Origin of the sequence: Streptomyces sp. NPDC046915 (genome assembly GCF_040644935.1) — a bacterium.
Lineage (GTDB): Bacteria > Actinomycetota > Actinomycetes > Streptomycetales > Streptomycetaceae > Streptomyces.
The window spans coordinates 155,299-172,049 of the sequence record NZ_JBEYXB010000012.1; the positions used below are offsets into that span (position 1 = coordinate 155,299).

The 16,751-nt window shown below is 72.7% G+C and carries 12 protein-coding genes; 1 reads left to right on the forward strand and 11 read right to left on the reverse strand.

The window, feature by feature from the left end:
- Window positions 1–19: 19 nt before the first annotated feature.
- Complete coding sequence (locus tag ABZ915_RS29305; RefSeq protein ID WP_361809438.1) at window positions 20–1,228, reverse strand: FAD/NAD(P)-binding oxidoreductase; 1,209 nt, start codon at window positions 1,226–1,228, stop codon at window positions 20–22.
- A gap of 165 nt (window positions 1,229–1,393) precedes the next feature.
- Between ABZ915_RS29305 and ABZ915_RS29310 the strand changes: the two genes are divergently transcribed.
- Window positions 1,394–2,041 carry a GntR family transcriptional regulator gene (locus ABZ915_RS29310; protein WP_361809440.1) on the forward strand — a complete coding sequence of 216 codons (648 nt, stop codon included), beginning with the start codon at window positions 1,394–1,396 and terminating at the stop codon, window positions 2,039–2,041.
- 38 nt (window positions 2,042–2,079) lie between these two features.
- Here ABZ915_RS29310 and ABZ915_RS29315 read toward each other — a convergent pair whose 3' ends face one another.
- From ABZ915_RS29315 to ABZ915_RS29360, 10 genes are read right to left on the reverse strand one after another with little or no spacing between them, the layout of a single operon-like run.
- The gene (locus tag ABZ915_RS29315; protein ID WP_361809442.1) at window positions 2,080–3,300 is read right to left on the reverse strand and encodes an amidohydrolase; all 1,221 of its coding nucleotides are present in this window, start codon (window positions 3,298–3,300) and stop codon (window positions 2,080–2,082) included.
- Window positions 3,297–4,079 (reverse strand): TetR/AcrR family transcriptional regulator, encoded by a 783-nt coding sequence (locus ABZ915_RS29320; protein WP_361809444.1) that lies wholly within the window; start codon window positions 4,077–4,079, stop codon window positions 3,297–3,299. The genes ABZ915_RS29315 and ABZ915_RS29320 overlap by 4 nt, the downstream gene beginning before the upstream one ends.
- The gene (locus tag ABZ915_RS29325; RefSeq protein WP_361809446.1) at window positions 4,073–6,013 is read right to left on the reverse strand and encodes a hypothetical protein; all 1,941 of its coding nucleotides are present in this window, start codon (window positions 6,011–6,013) and stop codon (window positions 4,073–4,075) included. Before ABZ915_RS29325 ends, ABZ915_RS29320 begins: the two co-directional genes overlap by 7 nt.
- Window positions 6,003–7,139, reverse strand: a complete 1,137-nt coding sequence (locus ABZ915_RS29330) for a cytochrome P450 (RefSeq protein ID WP_361809448.1) — start codon at window positions 7,137–7,139, stop codon at window positions 6,003–6,005. Before ABZ915_RS29330 ends, ABZ915_RS29325 begins: the two co-directional genes overlap by 11 nt.
- Before the next feature lie 11 nt (window positions 7,140–7,150).
- Entirely contained in the window at window positions 7,151–9,082 is a 1,932-nt protein-coding gene (locus tag ABZ915_RS29335; protein ID WP_361809450.1) for a TOMM precursor leader peptide-binding protein, read from the reverse strand.
- The gene (locus tag ABZ915_RS29340) at window positions 9,079–10,725 is read right to left on the reverse strand and encodes a hypothetical protein (RefSeq protein WP_361809452.1); all 1,647 of its coding nucleotides are present in this window, start codon (window positions 10,723–10,725) and stop codon (window positions 9,079–9,081) included. The genes ABZ915_RS29335 and ABZ915_RS29340 overlap by 4 nt, the downstream gene beginning before the upstream one ends.
- Window positions 10,722–12,086 (reverse strand): SagB family peptide dehydrogenase, encoded by a 1,365-nt coding sequence (locus ABZ915_RS29345; RefSeq protein ID WP_361809454.1) that lies wholly within the window; start codon window positions 12,084–12,086, stop codon window positions 10,722–10,724. Before ABZ915_RS29345 ends, ABZ915_RS29340 begins: the two co-directional genes overlap by 4 nt.
- Window positions 12,083–13,102, reverse strand: a complete 1,020-nt coding sequence (locus tag ABZ915_RS29350; protein WP_361809456.1) for a lantibiotic dehydratase C-terminal domain-containing protein — start codon at window positions 13,100–13,102, stop codon at window positions 12,083–12,085. The genes ABZ915_RS29345 and ABZ915_RS29350 overlap by 4 nt, the downstream gene beginning before the upstream one ends.
- A 59-nt stretch (window positions 13,103–13,161) precedes the next feature.
- Window positions 13,162–14,052, reverse strand: coding sequence for a lantibiotic dehydratase C-terminal domain-containing protein (locus ABZ915_RS29355; RefSeq protein ID WP_361809458.1), 891 nt, complete (start codon window positions 14,050–14,052; stop codon window positions 13,162–13,164).
- Window positions 14,049–16,502, reverse strand: a complete 2,454-nt coding sequence (locus ABZ915_RS29360) for a lantibiotic dehydratase (RefSeq protein WP_361809460.1) — start codon at window positions 16,500–16,502, stop codon at window positions 14,049–14,051. Before ABZ915_RS29360 ends, ABZ915_RS29355 begins: the two co-directional genes overlap by 4 nt.
- Window positions 16,503–16,751 lie beyond the last annotated feature (249 nt).

Consider the following 16,751-nt stretch of genomic DNA (forward strand, 5'->3'; position numbering starts at 1 on the left):
CCGAAGCGGGCGGTGGCCGTCACAGACGGCCGGTGAGCATGCCGTGCCAGTACAGAGGCGGCAGGAGATAGCGCTTGAACAGCCACATGTCGCGGCGTTCCTTGGACGTGTCGATGAACGGGAACGACGGTCTCGGGCGCAGCTCGTAGTCGAATTCGGCGAGCAGCACGCGGTCCCGAGCCGTCACCAGCGGACAGGACGTGTAGCCGTCGTAACGGTGTTCCGGTGCGCGTCCGCGCATCACGTCGATCAGGTTGGCGGCGACGACCGGAGCCTGCTTGCGCACGGCGGCGCCGGTTTTCGAAGTGGGCAGGTGGGCGACGTCTCCGAGTGCGAAGACGTTGGCGTACCGAGGGTGTTGGAGGGTGTGCCGGTCTGCCGCGACGAACCCCTGCGGGCTCGCGGGATCGGCGAGCGGGCCGGCTTTGATCCAGTCGGGTGCGCTCTGCGGCGGAACGGCGTGCAGGAAGTCGTACGCGAGTGACTCCGTCGTGCCGCGCGCGTGGTCGGTGACGGTGATCGAGTCCCGCGCCCCGTCCACGGCCGTCATCTCCGACTGGAACCGCACTTCGACGCCGTAGCGGGCCACCACCTGCTCCAGGATCCGGCGGTACTCGCCCACCCGGAACAGCACGGTGTCGGGGAGGACGAAGACGACCCGGATGTCGCGCAGGACCTTCCTCCTGCGCCAGTGGTCGGCCGCCAGATACACGATCTTCTGAGGTGCGCCGCCGCACTTCACCGGCGTGGCCGGCTGGGTGAAGACGGCGGTGCCCGAGCGCATGTCCCTGATCAGTTCCCAGGTGTGCGGGGCGTACTCGGCCGCGTAGTTGCTGCTCACCCGGTCCCGGTCGACCGCCTCGGCGAGGCCGGGCACCCCGCCCCAGTCGAGTTGGAGCCCCGGGGCCAACACCAGGTGTTCGTAGGCGAGTTCGTGGCCACCGTGCAGGATGACGACGCGGGCGTCGGGGTCGACTCCCTCGGCCGACCGGCGGATCCAGTGCACCCCGCGGGGTACGACCGTCGACTGTGGGCGGCGTGAGCCGTTCAGCGGGGCCTGCCCACCGCCCACCAGGGTCCACAACGGCTGGTACCAGTGTGTCTCCGAGGGCTCCACGAGGGCGATGTCGCCCACACCGGCTCGGCGCAGGCGGGAGGCGACGCTGATGCCGGCGCTTCCGCCGCCGACGATGACGACGCGTTTCCGGCCGGGCGGGGAGGTGCGCATGGCCTTGCTCCTTGTCGGAGGGCGGGGCTGCCCCGGAAGTATCCCACTGGAATGCAACATGGATACTAGATGCGTTTTCAGACAGTGCTGCCCTGTCACCCCTGCCGCGGTGACCGCTCGCAGATCGCGCGCCCGGCCGCGCGAATTGCGTACAAGATAGGGGTCATGTCGACAAGCGAGAGCGCGTCCGAGCGGGCGTACGCGGCCATCCGTGAGGGCATCCTCAACGGCACCCACAAACCGGACACCATGCTCGGCGAGGCCGGCCTGGCCGCCGAGCTCGGAGTCAGCCGCACCCCGGTACGGGCGGCCCTGGCCCGGCTCCAGGACGAGGGCTGGATCACGGTGTACCCCAAGCGTGGCGCGCTCGTCCGAGGGATGAGTGAGAAGGTCGTCACCGATCTCGCCGACGCCCGGCTGATTCTCGAGGGCACAGGAGTCCAGCGCGCGACGCCGCAGCGCCGACAGGCTCTCGCGGAGCGGCTGGCCGGGGACATCGACCGGCAGAAGCAGGCCCTCGCGGACGGCGACCTGCGCCAGTTCGTCGAGTTGACCAATGCCTTCCACCGCTCATTCGTCGAAGCCGGCGACAATCTCGTGATGCTCGAACTCCATGACCGGCTCGCCGACCGGCAGCGCTTCCTCCTCTTCAGCTTCGGTGACACGCTGCTCGGCCGCAGCGACGCCATCATCGCCGAGCACGAGGAACTGGTGGCCCGGATGAGGGGCGACGACGGATCGGCGTTCGTCGAAGTGCTCCGCCACCACCTGGGGCAGACGTACGGCTACGACCTGCGTCGGCTGTGCCCTTGAGGACGAGTTCCGCGCCGAGAACCGACCCATCAGCCGGACTACGAAGGTGGACCTGCCTGATGGGCCGGCCCGCACAGTTCACCGGTCAGCCCGCCCAGCAGTGCCTCGCGCATCGCGGCAGTGGCGACGGCGAGGGTCGCCGGATGCGGAAGGTACTGGTCGGTGTGGCAGGCGGGCCGTACCGGGCCGAGCCGGCCGCCTGGTTCGCCGGAACCGACGAACCAGTACACGGCCGGGCAGCCGAAGGCTCGGACGAGAAGACTGACATCGTCCGAGGCGAGCGCGGGCGGGACGGTGAGATGGCTCATGGCCAGCCGGCTGCGGTGGACCGCGGTGAGGCGGTCGCGGACCGGCGCGTTGTTCTCCACTCGGGGGACGTGTGTGTCATGGGTCAGCTGGACGTCGTCGCCGAAGGCGAGGCCGGCGGCGGCGGCCTCCGCCCGCACCAGCGCGTCGACACGGCCGAGGACCGCCTTCCGCACGCGTTCTTCGAAGGTGCGGATATTGACGGTCACGGCGGCCCGGGGCGCACGCAGTCCCGGTGCGGACGGTGCCGCTATCCCGGGGACGGACACCACGGCCTGCTCGAACGGCGCTACGTCACGGCCCACCACGGTGTGCAGGCGCTGGGTGAGACTCGCGGCGAACAGCACCGGGTCGGGGCCGGAATCCGGTGAGCCGGTGTGCCCGCCCGGGGCGCGCGCCGTGACGACGAGCGTGTCCGCCGCGGCGAGCGCCGGCCCGGGGGTGGACACCAGCACACCGGCCGGTGCCATGGCGGAGACATGCTGGCTGAGCAGAACGTCGGGGCGCGGGACGGCTTCGGTCAGGCCGTCCGCGACCATCCTGGCGGCGCCGCTGCCGAGTTCCTCCGCGGGCTGCAGGATGAGGACGATCCGCCCGGGCGGCAGGTCCGGCCGGGACGCCAGTTGTGCGGCCGCTCCGGCGAGCGCTGTCAGATGCAGGTCGTGCCCGCAGGCGTGCATCACGCCGTCCTCCTCGCTGGCGAAGGCCGCGCCGGTGCGTTCCTGGAGCGGCAGGGCGTCCAGCTCCGCGCGCGCCGCGACGACCGGGCCGGGGCCACGGTCGAGCACCGCCGCAAGGCCGGTCCCCCCGATCCCGCGGGTCACCGTGAAGCCCTCGCGGGCGAGCACCTCGGCGAGGAGCCCGGCGGTGCGGTGCTCCTGGAATCCGAGTTCGGGTCTGCGGTGCAGGGTTTGGTAGAGGTCCGGGGCCCAGTCCGGCAGCGTCAGGGTCATCGCTCACCCGTCGTGGGGGTGGCCCGCATGGGGGTCCCGGACCGCAGCGGGCGGATCGCCAGCATGGCCTTCGTCATCCGGTCGTGGTCCGCCGGCTGCGTCGGTTCTACGGGTTCGAAGGCCCGGCGCAGCACGGTCGCCATCATGCGGGAGGACTCCTTCGTCTGTTCCGGGTTGTCCGCGTGGCCCGCGCGGGCGACGAATCCGCTGACGACGGCCTCGACGGACAGCTGGCCCTCCGGGGAGCAGACGGGGGCGAGGAGCAGGCCGTTGTCGCGCAGCAACTCGAGATACGGGAGGCGTCCCAGGACCGAGACGAGGGAGATCCCGAGGGCGTCCGCGTTCCCCTCTGCCGCCACGTGGGTGCCCAGCACGCGCCCGTCACGGGTGTTGTAGGCCCGCAGTACCGGATTCGCCATGACCAGGCGGTACAGCACGCAGCTCGTGCCGTGCAGGGTGGCGATCCTGCGGTCTCCGGGCAGAAGCGCCATGAACCGGGTGTGTACACCGTCGAATTCGCGGACCAGCACGTCGTCGATGATGTCTTCTTTGCTGTTCCAGTGCTTGTACACGGTTCCCTTGCCGATCCCCGCGTGTTCGGCGACGTCCTGGACGCTGATCTTCGGATAGCCGATGCGCAGGACGAGTTCGACCACGGCGTCGAGGACCCGGGCGGAGCGGGTACATCGGTCGCGGCTCGCCTGCCCGGGCCGGAACGAATCGTCCGTTGCGTTGCCGAACGGCTGGACGGTGCTGCCCTGTCGAGCGGTGATCAACATCGTGTGTCCCCCGTGAGTTTCGTGTTTTCCGTACCGATGAACGCTTCCTCGGCCACGCCGACGGTGAGCGTCCCGTCAGGGCCCGGGCAGCCGACGATCAGCTGGAACAGCGGAGCGAGCCGATCGTCCCCGCTCACCGCGGCCAGCACCTCGGCGCGCAGGCTGTTGTGGATCCGCCCCACGGCCCCTGCCGCTGCCGCACCGAGCAGGACCCGGTGCGCGATCCGTGCGGCCGCGGCGGTGATCTCGTGCAGTCGCCGCACGTCGGCGGTGGCCTCGTCGACCGGTGCCGCGACGATCACCGTCGCCGAGGCGCTGAGGTAGTCCGGGGCGAGCCAGCCCATCGCGTCCTGCCCGCGTTGCAGTCGCTCCGTGGGCTCCAGGCCCGCCCGGACCAGTTCCGGACCGTGTCCTGTCACCCGGTAACACCCTGGTTCCCAGCGGCCGGCCTCGGCGTCGAGGCAGGGCCGGTGGACGACCAGGAAGGTGCTGAGCCGGTCGTCGACAGTGGCGGTCAGCTCGTCGGGCAGCGGCCCCAGTCGGCCGACCCGTTCGGCTCCCAGGGCGTTGAACACCCGATGCCCGGAGCGTCTCTGCCGTACCAGGGCCAGATGCCCGGCGAACGCTGACGCATCGAGCGCACTCCGCGGCGGTTCGAGTGTGATCCGGCCGGCCGACCGCTCGTCCGGTCCCAGGTCCAGCAACTCGCCCCAGGGCCCGCTCCGGCCTCGCTCACCCAGCTCGGCGACCGCGTCGGCCGCGATGCCCGCGTCCCGTGCCGCGTCGCCCAGCGCCGCCAGAGCCAGGCCCGTCTCCTGGAGGCACAGCCGGGTCGCGTACCAGTGGTACCGGTGGGACACCTTGGTCTCGCGCACCGTCAGCACCAGGGTGAACCGGGAACCCAGCCCCGACGACGCGGACGGGGAGACCGGGATGAGCCGCAGGTCCCCGGGCTCGACGTACCAGGCGCCGGTGTCCGTCACCAGGTAGAACTCGACCGGGTAGAACCCTCGCGCCGAGGGAAGCCCGCGGTGCGCCAGGCCGCCGGAGTGCGCGAGGTCGCCCGACTCCCAGCGCAGCGGCACGTGCACACACCACAGCAGGGCGCGGAGCCAGTCGGGCACGCGTGGCCCTTCGCCTGCCACGAGGGGCCGGACCGCGGCGGGCCGCGCGTACTCCAGTTCCCCTGTGGGCAGGAGTGAGGCCGGATCGAGCAGGAGCGCGCGTAGCTGATCCGGCACCGGCCACGGGTCGAGCAGCGGCGCGCCGGTGCTCGTTCGCGGGCCACGCCGGTCGAGGCCGGGCAGGTCGCCGGCGCCGGGCAGCGGGCGGGCCGGACGACCGAGGAACCGGGCCACGGCCTCCGCCGCGACAGCCGCGGCGGCCACGGCCCGCTCCACCTCTCCGATCGGCTCCACGAGCCAGCCGTCGTCCGGCGCCAACGCCACCTCCACCTCGCCGATCCGCACCAGGACGCCCCATTCACCGGACGCGGTGGACAGCTCGGTCCCTACCGACAGCTGACGCAGAGCCGCGTCCAGCGGCCGCAGCCAGTCCCCCGGCGCGTACACCATGGCCTCGGAGGCGAGCAGTGCCGCGCATCGCCCATAGGGCGCGTCACTGAACAGGTCGGCGACGGCGAGGAGTTGACCGGGAATGTCGTCGGGGCGGGCGATGGCCTCCCGGCGCAGCGCGCCGCAGCGCTCCAGGTGGTCCAGCCCGCGGTGGACCACCGGGCGCCCGGACTCCGGCACGCGGGCCAGAACCGAGGTCTCGGCCGTCCGGCCGTCCAGGAGAGGGGCCAGGCGGTGCAGCAGCGGATGGAGTCCGGCCGGGCCGCGGTGGAGTCCGGTGCGGGTGGTCAGGAGAGTGCTGTCCGGGCCCGCGACGGCGTGCACTCCGCTGAGCAGTCGCGGGAACAGGTCAAGAGCCATAGGCCTGCCCTGCGAGCACCAGGCGCCGGATGGAGAGGGTGGGCAGCGGGTGGAACTCCACCGGGGCCGACACGGTCAGCCGGGCGAACCGGCGGACGACCGCGCGCACCGCGGAGACCGCCTCCAACTGGGCCAGGGGACCGCCGAGGCAGTAGTGCACGCCGTGCCCGAAGGACAGGTGTCGGCGGGCCGGACGGTCCAGCAGGAAGGGTTCCGGATCCGGGTTCAGCCCCGGGTCGTGGTTCGCGGACAGGATCCACCCCGACACCAGGGCACCGGCCGGGACGGCGACGCCGGACAGGGTGGCGTCCGCCGCCGCGATCCTGGTGACCTGGGCGAAGGCGGGCCGGGTGCGCAGCGCCTCCATGACCAGGTCCTCGGTCCGGTCGTGTTCCCGGACCTGTGCGTCGAGCGCCGGCCGGACGCACAGTTCATGGACCGCCGCGGCGATCAGCGAGGTGGTGGTGACATGCCCGGCCAGCAGGATCAGGCCGCTGAGCGAGGCGATCTCGTCGATCGTCGCCGGCGCTCCGTCCACTTCGGCGGTCGCCAGGCGTGACATCAGGTCGCCTACCGGCCGCGCCCGCTTCGCCGCCGCCACCTCGGCCAGGTGCTGGTGCATCGCGTCCATCTGGGCGGCGTCGCCCCGGCTGAACCCGACCGACCACTCACGGAACCGGCCGTGCTCCTCTTCGGGCAGCCCGAGGAACCGGGAGATGACCCGGATCGGCAGTGGATAGGCGAGATCACGCACGAGGTCGAACCGCTCCGGCGTGAGGCCGCCCACGAGTTCCCCGGCGATCTCGTCGATCGCCGGGGCGAGGCCCCTGACCGAGGCAGGCGTAAAGGCCTGGTTGACGATCCGCCGCATCCGGGTGTGGTCCGGCGGGTCCATCATGGTCAGGTTGCCCCGGCCGAGCTGCGCGGTGGGCGGCATCATCCGGGTCCGGTCGGAGGAGAACAGTTCGCTGTCCGACAGCACGGTGCGCACGTCCTCGGCACGGAACACGTGGTGCATGCCGACGAATTCGAGGACCGGGGTGTCCCGCCGCGCGTCCGCGAGCCAGTGCAGCAATCTGCTCCACCCCGCGCCGTCCAGTTCGGTCAGGGCCGGGAATCCGGCCATCGGCGCCGCCCTCACGGGAACGGATGGGGGTCAGGGCTCAACTGCGCCCGGGTCAGGTCCGCGTCGAGTCTGCCGAGCCGTCGCGGCAGGCTCAGCAGCCGTGGCAGCCCGTCGATCCGCCGGTTGCGGTAACCGAAGGTCATCGGCACCGCCCCGGGGACGAGGACCTTGACACAGGTGAAGCCGCCGGCCCGGTGTTCGGGCGTGGTCTGGTCGACCACCAGCACCTCGCCGACGCGCTCGGCCGCGGCCCGCAGGTCGACCGTGAGGTCGTCGCGGTCCGGGCGCAGCCGGTCCGGCCCGCCGACCTCGTCGATACCGATGGTCGGGCCGCCGAACAGGAAGTCGAGCCGGTGCGCGGCCTCCGGGTGCGCGTAGAGCGCGGAGTGGTCCGGCATGGTGACGACGCTGTACGGATCACGCACCATCCGCGCGGCTCGCTCCTCCTCGGCCGGGTAGCGCCGGATCACGTCGCTGAGGATCGGGCCGAGCTCGTTCAACGCGTTCAGCAGCGCCCGCTCCGGGTCCAGGCCGGCTCCCGCGGTGCACAGCAGCGCGGGGCCCTTGCGGTCCGGGTGCGCGGCCATCACCCAGACGGCGGGGATCCCGTAGTCCGTCGTGATGTCGAAGGCGTGGATGCGGTACCCGGTGCTGGAACTGATCGCGCCCGCCTGGAGGGGCACGCGCGGGTCGTGACAGGAGTCCAGGTCGATCGTCGGCGGGACGGTCCGGGTGTACCACGTGCACAGGAAGGCGTCGCGCTCGACCGTCTCCATCAGCCCGTGCAGCGTCGCCTCCTCCCATGAAGAGCCGAGGGCACAGCCGTTGGACACCTCGTAGTAGGAGACCGGGTCGTCGCCGCGCAGCCGGTGGCAGTAGTAGTACGCCAGGGCCTCGGGCACCAGGCGGGCGCTGCCGGTGGCGAACGAGTGCGCCCACACCCACCACAGCTGCCGGTCGGGGTCGAACCTGCGATAGCGGAAGGACGGGTCGTCGTAGCTCTCGTCGGGGTGGCGGCCGAAGACGTCCGGGTGCACGGCGTGCGGCGCGAGTTCGTGGAACGTGCCGCGCACGGAGGTCTCCAGGCCCCCCGGGGCCACGCCGCCGTAGCGCTCCAGGGCTTCGAGGATCGCGGTCAGCTCGCTGGTCCGGTAGTCGCGGCTCCGGCCGTAACCGGGCTCGGCGAGGTTGTCGAACCGCAACGGCATCGACGCGCCCGACATCACCAGCCCGCCCTCCGCGCCGCGGTCGGTCCGCCGGATCAGGCCGCTGAAGGGATCCACGTACAGCGCGCGGATGGTGTCGAAGTCAGCCAGGACGTCCCGGGTCCGGGACCCGAAAGGGGTGATTTTCACAGCGGGCCGCGGGACGCGCTGGGCCCGCTCCGCCGAGTCCTCGGGCAGCGCGCCGCACTGCGGGCAGAAGGGATCGGGCAGGAAGCGGTGGCGGCGCGTTTCGAGGGTGGCCAGATCGACCACCGCCACCAGACGCGGCTCGTCCTGGCCTGCCGGCTGCCGCGCCTCCGGCTGCTCTGCCGGCCGGCCGGACGTCTCGTCCGCGACCAGTGCGGTGGCCGCGTCCGCCACCACCCCGGCGGCGAGTTCGTCGAGCAACTGCGGTACGTCGCGCTCCAGTCGGGCGCCATGCTCCTCACGTAGCCGGGCGAGCCAGGGCCGGCTCGCGTCGGCCCGCTGCCGCCGCAGGTCGAGGCAGTGCGGGCAGCCGGCCACGCCCGGCCGGGTCAGCGGCCCGACGATCACCTGACCGACCTCTGTGTGGACGCTCAGCCAGGGTCGGTCGGCCGGCCCGTCCGCCGCGGGACGCCAGCTGTCGCTCGCCCTCACCTCGACGCCCAGGTGCGCCAGTGCGCCGGACAGGCTGCTCGCCAACAGCCCGGACCGCACCGTCTGTTCCCGGTCGGTGTTCGTCAGCGTCTCCGTCATCGGTCCACCACCACTTTCACTGCCGATATGCCGAGCCGGACGATGCCGGGATCGTGGTCGAGTACGGCCACCGCCGCGTCCGGAGCGCGCAGCGCAACGGCGTGGCGCAGGTCCGCGAGCGTGACCGGTGCCGCGCCGGACAGCTCTACGGCCCGGTCCGGCGCCGGCACCGGAGCGGTCCAGGTCCGCGGCAGCAGGTCCGCGCGGTCATGCATCAGCACCTGGTCGGCGAGCACGGCTCGTTCCATCGCGCGGACCGCCGCGGCGGCGTGGCTGGTGCCGCAGGCGTAAGCGGTGCCCTGCCTGGTGGTCGCCACCGCGGTCGGGACATCGCTGTCCGGCAGAACACCGAGCCAGGCCTCGCGATCGCTCAGCCGCAACTGGTCGAGCGCTTCACGCACTTCGGCAGGGAACCCTTCTCCGTCCCGGATGCGCGCGACCGGACCCGTCGCGCCCGCCGCCCAGGACTCCAGGACGTCGAGCAGCGCCCTGGCGAGTGCGTCGTCCCGCGCTTCGGCCGCGGCGGTGCCCAGGCCCGGCCCGGCGGTCTCGTCACAGCGCCGCGCCCGGTCGACCGGGACCAGCACCGGGCCGTCGTCGGCCACCCGGCGGGCGGGCAGGAAAAAGCGTCCGGGGTCAGCGGCGATGCGGTCCGTCGCGGAGCGCAGCACGCTCAGGTCGGCGGTGTCGCCGACGGCGGGTTTCCCCGCGGCGTCGACCACCGCACGCGGGTCGAGGGTCGACTCCAGATACAGCGCGGCGGCGGCGAGCACGGCCTGGCGCCGGGCCTGTGCGTAGTCCGAGCCGTCCGCCACCACCTCCCGGTCCAGCGGTCGGAGGGTGGCCCGTCCGGCGACCCGGGCCCGCGCCATGTGCCGGGGCACCTGGGGCAGGTCGTCCTCGCCGATCTCGCGCACGACGCCGTGGACCGGGTCGATCGCCGCCATCACCCGCTCGTCGAACGGCCCGGCGACCGGGCCGGGCGGCGCCGAACGCCACGGGTGCGGCAGCGCGCGCCAGGAGGTGGTCTCCTCCCGGGTGACCATGACGCCGCTCCACTCGTCGCCGGATCCGAGGGCGGCCCGACGGACCAATTGCGCGGCAGCCGTCCGGATCACGTCCGGGCCGGGCCGCCCGTCGACGAGGTCACCGCAGCGCAGGCCTGTCACGACCTCCTCTAGCTGCTCGGCGTCCATCGGTCCGGCGACCACCGCGGCGCGCTCGGTGAAGAGCACAACGCCGGCCCGGCCCGCTCCGGCCTCGGCCCGGACCTCGTCGAACCAGTCGCCGTGCAGTGGGCCGGCACCCAGTACGACGGCCGACGGGGTCAGCGCGCTGCGCTCCACCGCACGGACCAGGTCCGTGCTTTCGCCGACGAATCCGACCTCACCGGGTGTTTCGAATCGCCGTAGGACTCCCACGGACACCATCGCGTCCCGTACCCGAAGGGCCTGTCGGGTGTGCGCGCCGCCCATGTCGTCGGCCGCCTGTTCGATGTCCTGGCCCCGGTCGACCCAGGAGGACACCAGGCGGATCCAGGCGGACAGCCCGGTCGACAGCTCCAGCGGTCCGGACTCGGACAGGCCGTAGGTCCTGCCCTCGTGATCGATGGTGTAGGCGTTCACACGCCGGATCGTGTTCATCGGCTCTGCTCCTCGCGCCGCCTCAGGACGGATCCCACGATGAACTGGCCCACGCTGCACTCGACCAGCGGATCGCGGCCGGTGGCCTCGCTGAAGGCGACGGCGTCGTCGGTGCCCAGGGGGCAGCCGGCCAGTCCCATGGCGCTGCACGTGCCGGCGAGCGCGTGGTAGAGCACCCCCGTGTTCTTCAGCACCACCGCGTAGCCCATCCCCTCGTACTTCCACATCACCCGGCCGACCCGCGCCGCCACAACCAGCAGCACCTGCGGGACGCCGCCGGTGGTCGATCCCTGGGAGGCGACCCGCAGCATCCGGCGCACCGAGTAGTCGTTCACCGGCCGCACCAGCTCCAGCTCGTGCCGGTGCGCGTCGTAGTGGTACATGCCGCTGTCCAGCCCCGAGCACCGGGTGACCAGCGGATACAGCTCGAGCTCGTACACCGATCCGCCGGAAGGGCGCGGGGAGCTGACGAACTCCACGCCGTCCTCCTCGTGCACACGACGCACCCGCGCGGTGCGGTACAGCAGCTCGCCGAGCTGGTCCACCGAGATCGGGGACTCGTCGTCGTGCACCCGCTCGGACCGGCGCCGCTCGACGACGTCGAAATAGGAGCCTTCGTCCACCCGACGGTCCGTGAAGTCCGGTACGGCGAGGGGGACTCGCGGTCCCCGGTAGGGAGGCGGGGCGGCGGGCTCCGGCTCGAAACCCGCCGCGCGACCCCACCAGGTGCCGCCGAACCCGTCGCCGACGTACCCGCGGTAGCCGAGTCGGCTGCGGTCGTGGAACAGCAACTCGTGCGGTGCCCACTGGCGGTAGCGCAGCTCCTGCGACTCCTCGCCGTCCGGGTCGGCCAGGAAACCGGTGGCGAGCAGTTGCTCGCGCAAGGCGGCCGCAAGCCCGCCGGGTGCGGTCGCCAGGTCGGCCGCGGGGTCGAGGGCGGCGGTCAGCAGCTCCCGCCGATGGATCGTGATCTCGGCGCTGGCCAGGGGCGATTCCAGAACCAGAGCGCCGGCCTCGGCCCGGATGACCGCGAACCGGGAGAGGTCGAGCCGCCCGTCGGCAGCGGGTGCGGGACCGCGGGCGCGCAGCGGCCGCACGACGAACGCGGCCCCGCGATCGTCGCTGAACTCCTCGTCGAGCCAGCCTTCGCGCCGCAGCGCCTCGGTGACCTCGTCGTCCGCGCCGGCCGGCTGCCCGCTGTCGGCCAGCCGTGCGATGACTTCGGCCGTCCGGCGGCCGGTGGGCAGGCTGAGGTGGTGCGGCCAGGCCATGAGATGGGTACGCCCGCCGCGCTCGGCACTGAACACTCCCGACCTCAGTCGTTCGGTCCGGCCGGCGGCGATGTCCTGTGTTCGGGTCACGCGTCGCCCTCCTCGGCGGTCGTCGTCGCATCCGCGCGTTCGTCCAGGGCTGTGGCCACCAGGTGGCACAACCGGTACCGGCCGACCGGTTTCACGCCGAGCCGGGACAGCTGGAGATAGAGCAGGCTGATCGCGAATCGGTAGACCACGAACCAGTCGGAGGTGCGCACGTCCTCCCAGGAGGCCGAGTCGGCCAGCGAGCGGTGGAAGGCGCTGCGCTCGGTCAGATCGGTGCTGAAGCCCTCGGCGATGCCGGGCAGGGCGAGTTCGCCGCGGCGTTGGGCCTGCTCCGCGGCCCGGACCAGCGGGGTGATCGCCCCGAGCCAGTCCCGGGCGTAGGCGGGCAGGTCCGGGCCCGCGGCCACCGCGAGCAGCCGGCGGCGCAGCGCGGGTGCCGATGTGCGGGCGGCGGCGTCCCAGGCCGCGCGCACGTCCTGCGCCGCTTCGAGGTTGAGGTACGCCTCGGCGTGCGAGCGGAAGGACAGCGCCGCCGAGACCAGACCGCCCCGGCCGAACTCCTGGGCGGTCGCCGCCATCAGGTCGGTGCAGGCCAGGCCGAGCCGCTCCCCCGGAGCCGCGCGCAGCAGCCGCAGCGCCGGCACGGTAGCCGCGTAGTGGAAGTCCTCCAGCAGGCTCTGCGTGATCGTTTCCGCACTGCCCGTCCCGGCCGGGGCTCCGGCCGTCCAGGTGAGGGAGTTGTCCGCCAGCCAGTCCTGGCTCAGCTCGACCCCGGCACGGTCGGCGAGCTGCTGCGCCCGGTCCCGGACCGACGCGAGCGTCACGGTCCGCGTCGACGGGCTGGAGCGCAGGACCTCGTGCAGGCGCTCGTCGATCTGTTCGCGAACGGTGGCCGTCGCTTCGGCGGGACCACGCACCCCCAGCCGCAGGTGCGGTCCCCGCTGCCACTCGCGGGTCACCCGGAACCGGCAGCCGGCCGCCTCCGCCAGCTGGGCACACTCCCAGACCGGCCCGAGGAGCAGGGCGTTCCAACGGTCCTCCGCGTGGTAAGCGAACAACCCCTGACAGTCCGTCGTCCCAGGGCCGACGAGTGTCGCGGCCCGCTGCTGCGCCCCGGTCACGCGTCCGCCTTCGTCTCGGCGGCGAGCAGTGCCTGCGCGAGAGAGGCGCGCAGCGTCAGCTCTGTGGGCATGGTGACTCCTATCCGGTTCGCGAAGAGGTGAATGCATATGTCCAGCGTCGTGATCGGGTCCTGTGCCTCGGTCGTCTCGAAGGCCACGCCACCGAACCCGAGGGCCGGCGGGCGGTAGTCGTCTCCTGCCGTGCGCAACCGCGCCTCGAGCTGTTCGAGGGACCGGGCGAAGCACTCGACCGGTGATGGGGACCGCTCCAGCAGGGCCGTGATGCGGGCCAGGTCCAGCCGTGCGGCGGCCGGGAGGCCGGTCTCCTGTACGCGCCGGGCCCAGCTCAGGCCGGCCCGGTTACCGCGGGCCATGAGAAAGCGGGCCAAGGCGAGCACGACCAGCGAGTCCCGGGCGGAGGCCGCGGGGCCCGCGGCGAGCACGTCCAGGGCGATCCGCGTGCTGTCGTCGAAGTGCTCCTCGCACGCCGCCAGCGCCGCTCCCCGGCCGTACCGCTGGTGTTCCGGTACGTAGGCGGCCCGTACGACGGAGCCGTCGGGGACCAGTTCCGTGGTCGAGGCGGTGTCGCCGATCCGGTCGCGCAGCAGCGCGTACTCCTCGGCGCCCATGGTCCGCTCGGACGGATGCTCCCGGCACCAGTCCATCAGCTCGGCCGGCACTCGCGCCTCCAGCGCCGCCAGCGCCGCGTCGGACGGAGCGCGCAGCCGCAGCCGTACGTGCGGACCCCCGTCCCAGTACCGCAGGACGAACGCCCGGTCGGCGAGCCCGTCCGCGCGGACGGCCCGGATCAGCGGCGCGACCGCCTCGACCAGCAGCCGATCCTGACCGTGGTGCTGGTGCACATGCCAAGACGCCCAGGTCGTCACTGCCGTACTCCCACCTCGACCGCGTACTCGGTCACATGGCCCGTCCCGGCCAGGGGGTCGGGCAGGCATTCCTCGACGATGGCGAACTCGGCCTGCCGAAGCATCTTCTCGGCGTCCGCGAACAGCAGCGGACTGGTGAGGTCGATGAACACCGGCTTGCGCGCCTTGCTCTGTCCGCCGCCGTGGTCGGCGGAGCTCCACGCCCGGAGGTAGAAGCGGCTGCCCAGACCGTGCGCCGCGAGCCACTGGTGCCAGGCACGCAGCGATACGCGTGGTTCGCCCCCGCCGGGGAACTCCTCCCGGCGCAGCAGCCATCGCGCCCGCTGGAGCACGGTTGCTCCGAGCGTCACGCGCGGGGTGGCGGACTGCGGCGCCCCGGTGCGTCCAGGTGCTCCGGGGGTGAAGACCGCGATGCTGGGGTGGACCAGACAGGCGCTGCCGAAGACCTGCTCCAGCAGCCTGACGAACGCGGGCAGCGCCAGGTCCGCCGCCATGCCCAGGTGCACCAGGCGCACGTCCCGGCCGTCCTCGTCCTGGAGTACGGGCAGGCCGTGCGCACCAGGCACGACACGCACCGAGGCCATCAGCAGGCGCTGCTCCCGCGGCCGGTCGGTCGTGGCACCGGGATACTGCAACTCCCGCGGCGCCGTGGCCGCCCTGGAGTTCAGTGCCGACCCCAGCAGTCCGCCGATCTCGACGATGTCCTCGTCGACTGCGGTGACCAGGTCCGTGACGGGGATGCCGGCCCGTGCCGCGAGACGGCCCCGGCCACGGCCGTGCCCGCCGTGTACGACGTTCACCACCCTGCGGATCGCGGCCTCGGAGGTCTCCTGCAAGTAGAACGTGGCCGAACGGTTCGGGTGCGTGAAAGGGAAGTCGTCGAGCAGCCGTCGTACGTCGGCCACGGCGAGCGGGCCCTTCGCGGCCAGGGTCAGCACGTCCTCGGTGAGCCGGGGCAGCGCTCTGCCGAGCTCCCGGACAAGGCCGCCTGAGCAGCGCGCCAGGTCGGCTCCCCACGGCGGCGCCGTCGGCCCGATGATCCGGCCGACATCGTCATCGGCGTCCAGGCGCGCCCGGGCAAGGCTGTCCAGGGCCACGGTCAGCGGTACGTCGTAATCCTCGCCGAAGCGCTTCGCCAGGTGCTCGGCAGCCGCCAGCTTCGCGGGAAGCTTCACGTCCGTCAGCGCCAACAGCCGCCGGGCGCAGTCGAGTTCGGCGAGCGCCGCGCCATCCGGGCGGGCGGGCAGCTCGTACGGCCAGCCGGTCGCGACCGACATCTCGTGCACCTCGACCGGCGGCAGCTCGACCCCGAGGTGGCGCGCCACCTGCTCGGCGGCTGCCTGAGCCGCGCCCGCGTCCGCGGTGTGCAGTGCCGCGTCCAGCGCGGTGAGCCCGGCGGACAGCTCCGTCGCGCCCCGCTCGTCGGCGATCACGGCCCACGCGGCCCACGGGCGCGGGTGGTGGTCCGCGACGGGAAGACGGTGTTCGATCAGCCCGGCGGTCAGGCACTTGCTCACCAGGCCGGCTCCGCCGGGCACCCGCGCCGCGAGGCTCGCTTCGGTGTCCGCGGGTGCCAGGGCACCCAGCAACGCCTCGATCGCCGGGTGCGCCGCGGCCCGGACCGTCTGCTCCCGTTGTCCGGCCCGGATGAACAGCCAGCCGCCCTCGACCCGCACGAGGCTCGGGTTGACCCGCACTCCGAGATCGGCGGAGTCCGGCAGCGCGGCGTGCAGGGCTCGGGTGAGCTCGCCGACCACCGCGCCGTCCAGCTCGGCGAGCAGCCGCTCTCCGGTGACCTCGCCGCCGGGACTGCCCCAGCGGGCCGGGACCGTGACCATCCAGGAGCTGAACGGGCTGGTCTTCGCGCCGGCGCGGGCCGCCATGCGAGTGAGCCGGAGGAGTCGCTTGCGCTGCGGCGCGCCGCTCTGCCCGGTGGCCCAGCGCTGGGCGGTGTCGGCAAGATCCTGGCTCGTCGCCCGCAGGCCGGTACGGAACCGGGTGTCGAGACACAGGCCGCGCAGGTGCTCCACATCTTCGCGCTCGGCTGCCGCGAGGGCATCGTCCAGCTGCGCGCCCAGGTCGCGTACCCGGTCCCGCACGCCCGCCCAGGCGTGGAACGCGGCCGCGGCATCGTCGGACATCACCGGCACGGCCTGCTGCGCGGTCCGCCGCGACAGCTCCTTCTGGCGCACCCCGCGGCGCGCGGCGACCAACAGGGCCCGCTGCTCACCGGTGTGTACGCCGATGTCCTGGAACAGGGCCGTGTCGGCCCGTTCGGCGGACTCGGCCAACTCCACGGTCGCTCTGGCCTGTTCGGACAGGAGATCGTCGATACGACTGTGATGGAAACCGCTGAGCGCAGACCGGCTCAGTCCAGCAACACGGACGAGGACGACCTCGTCCACCGCGATGTCTTGAGAGAAGATCGAACAGTCGTCAACAGGATCCATCCCGTGCACCCCCGTGCTTGCCCGCAAACCGGGCCGTACATATGCGATCGGCCGTCAGATGGGCCGCCTGGCCAGTTGGTTACCGCTGTGTGCGGCGACTGGCTAATCGGGTGTCCCCGCACCTCGTGCGGAGGGAGCTCTCCCGAACCGATGCTTCCACGTCCACGTCGTCAAGCACCCCCGTACTCGAACTCACGACCCCGCCGGAGCCGACGGCACCTGGCCTGATCCGCTCTCGGCCATGGGATC

Coding starts and splice junctions, on each gene's coding strand:
- ABZ915_RS29330 (WP_361809448.1), bottom strand. CDS start 7,139: ATGGCCGGATTCCCGGCCCTGACCGAACTGGACGGCGCGGGGTGGAGC.
- ABZ915_RS29310 (WP_361809440.1), top strand. CDS start 1,394: ATGTCGACAAGCGAGAGCGCGTCCGAGCGGGCGTACGCGGCCATCCGT.
- ABZ915_RS29360 (WP_361809460.1), bottom strand. CDS start 16,502: ATGGATCCTGTTGACGACTGTTCGATCTTCTCTCAAGACATCGCGGTG.
- ABZ915_RS29335 (WP_361809450.1), bottom strand. CDS start 9,082: ATGACGGAGACGCTGACGAACACCGACCGGGAACAGACGGTGCGGTCC.
- ABZ915_RS29320 (WP_361809444.1), bottom strand. CDS start 4,079: ATGTTGATCACCGCTCGACAGGGCAGCACCGTCCAGCCGTTCGGCAAC.
- ABZ915_RS29305 (WP_361809438.1), bottom strand. CDS start 1,228: ATGCGCACCTCCCCGCCCGGCCGGAAACGCGTCGTCATCGTCGGCGGC.
- ABZ915_RS29340 (WP_361809452.1), bottom strand. CDS start 10,725: ATGAACACGATCCGGCGTGTGAACGCCTACACCATCGATCACGAGGGC.
- ABZ915_RS29315 (WP_361809442.1), bottom strand. CDS start 3,300: ATGACCCTGACGCTGCCGGACTGGGCCCCGGACCTCTACCAAACCCTG.
- ABZ915_RS29325 (WP_361809446.1), bottom strand. CDS start 6,013: ATGGCTCTTGACCTGTTCCCGCGACTGCTCAGCGGAGTGCACGCCGTC.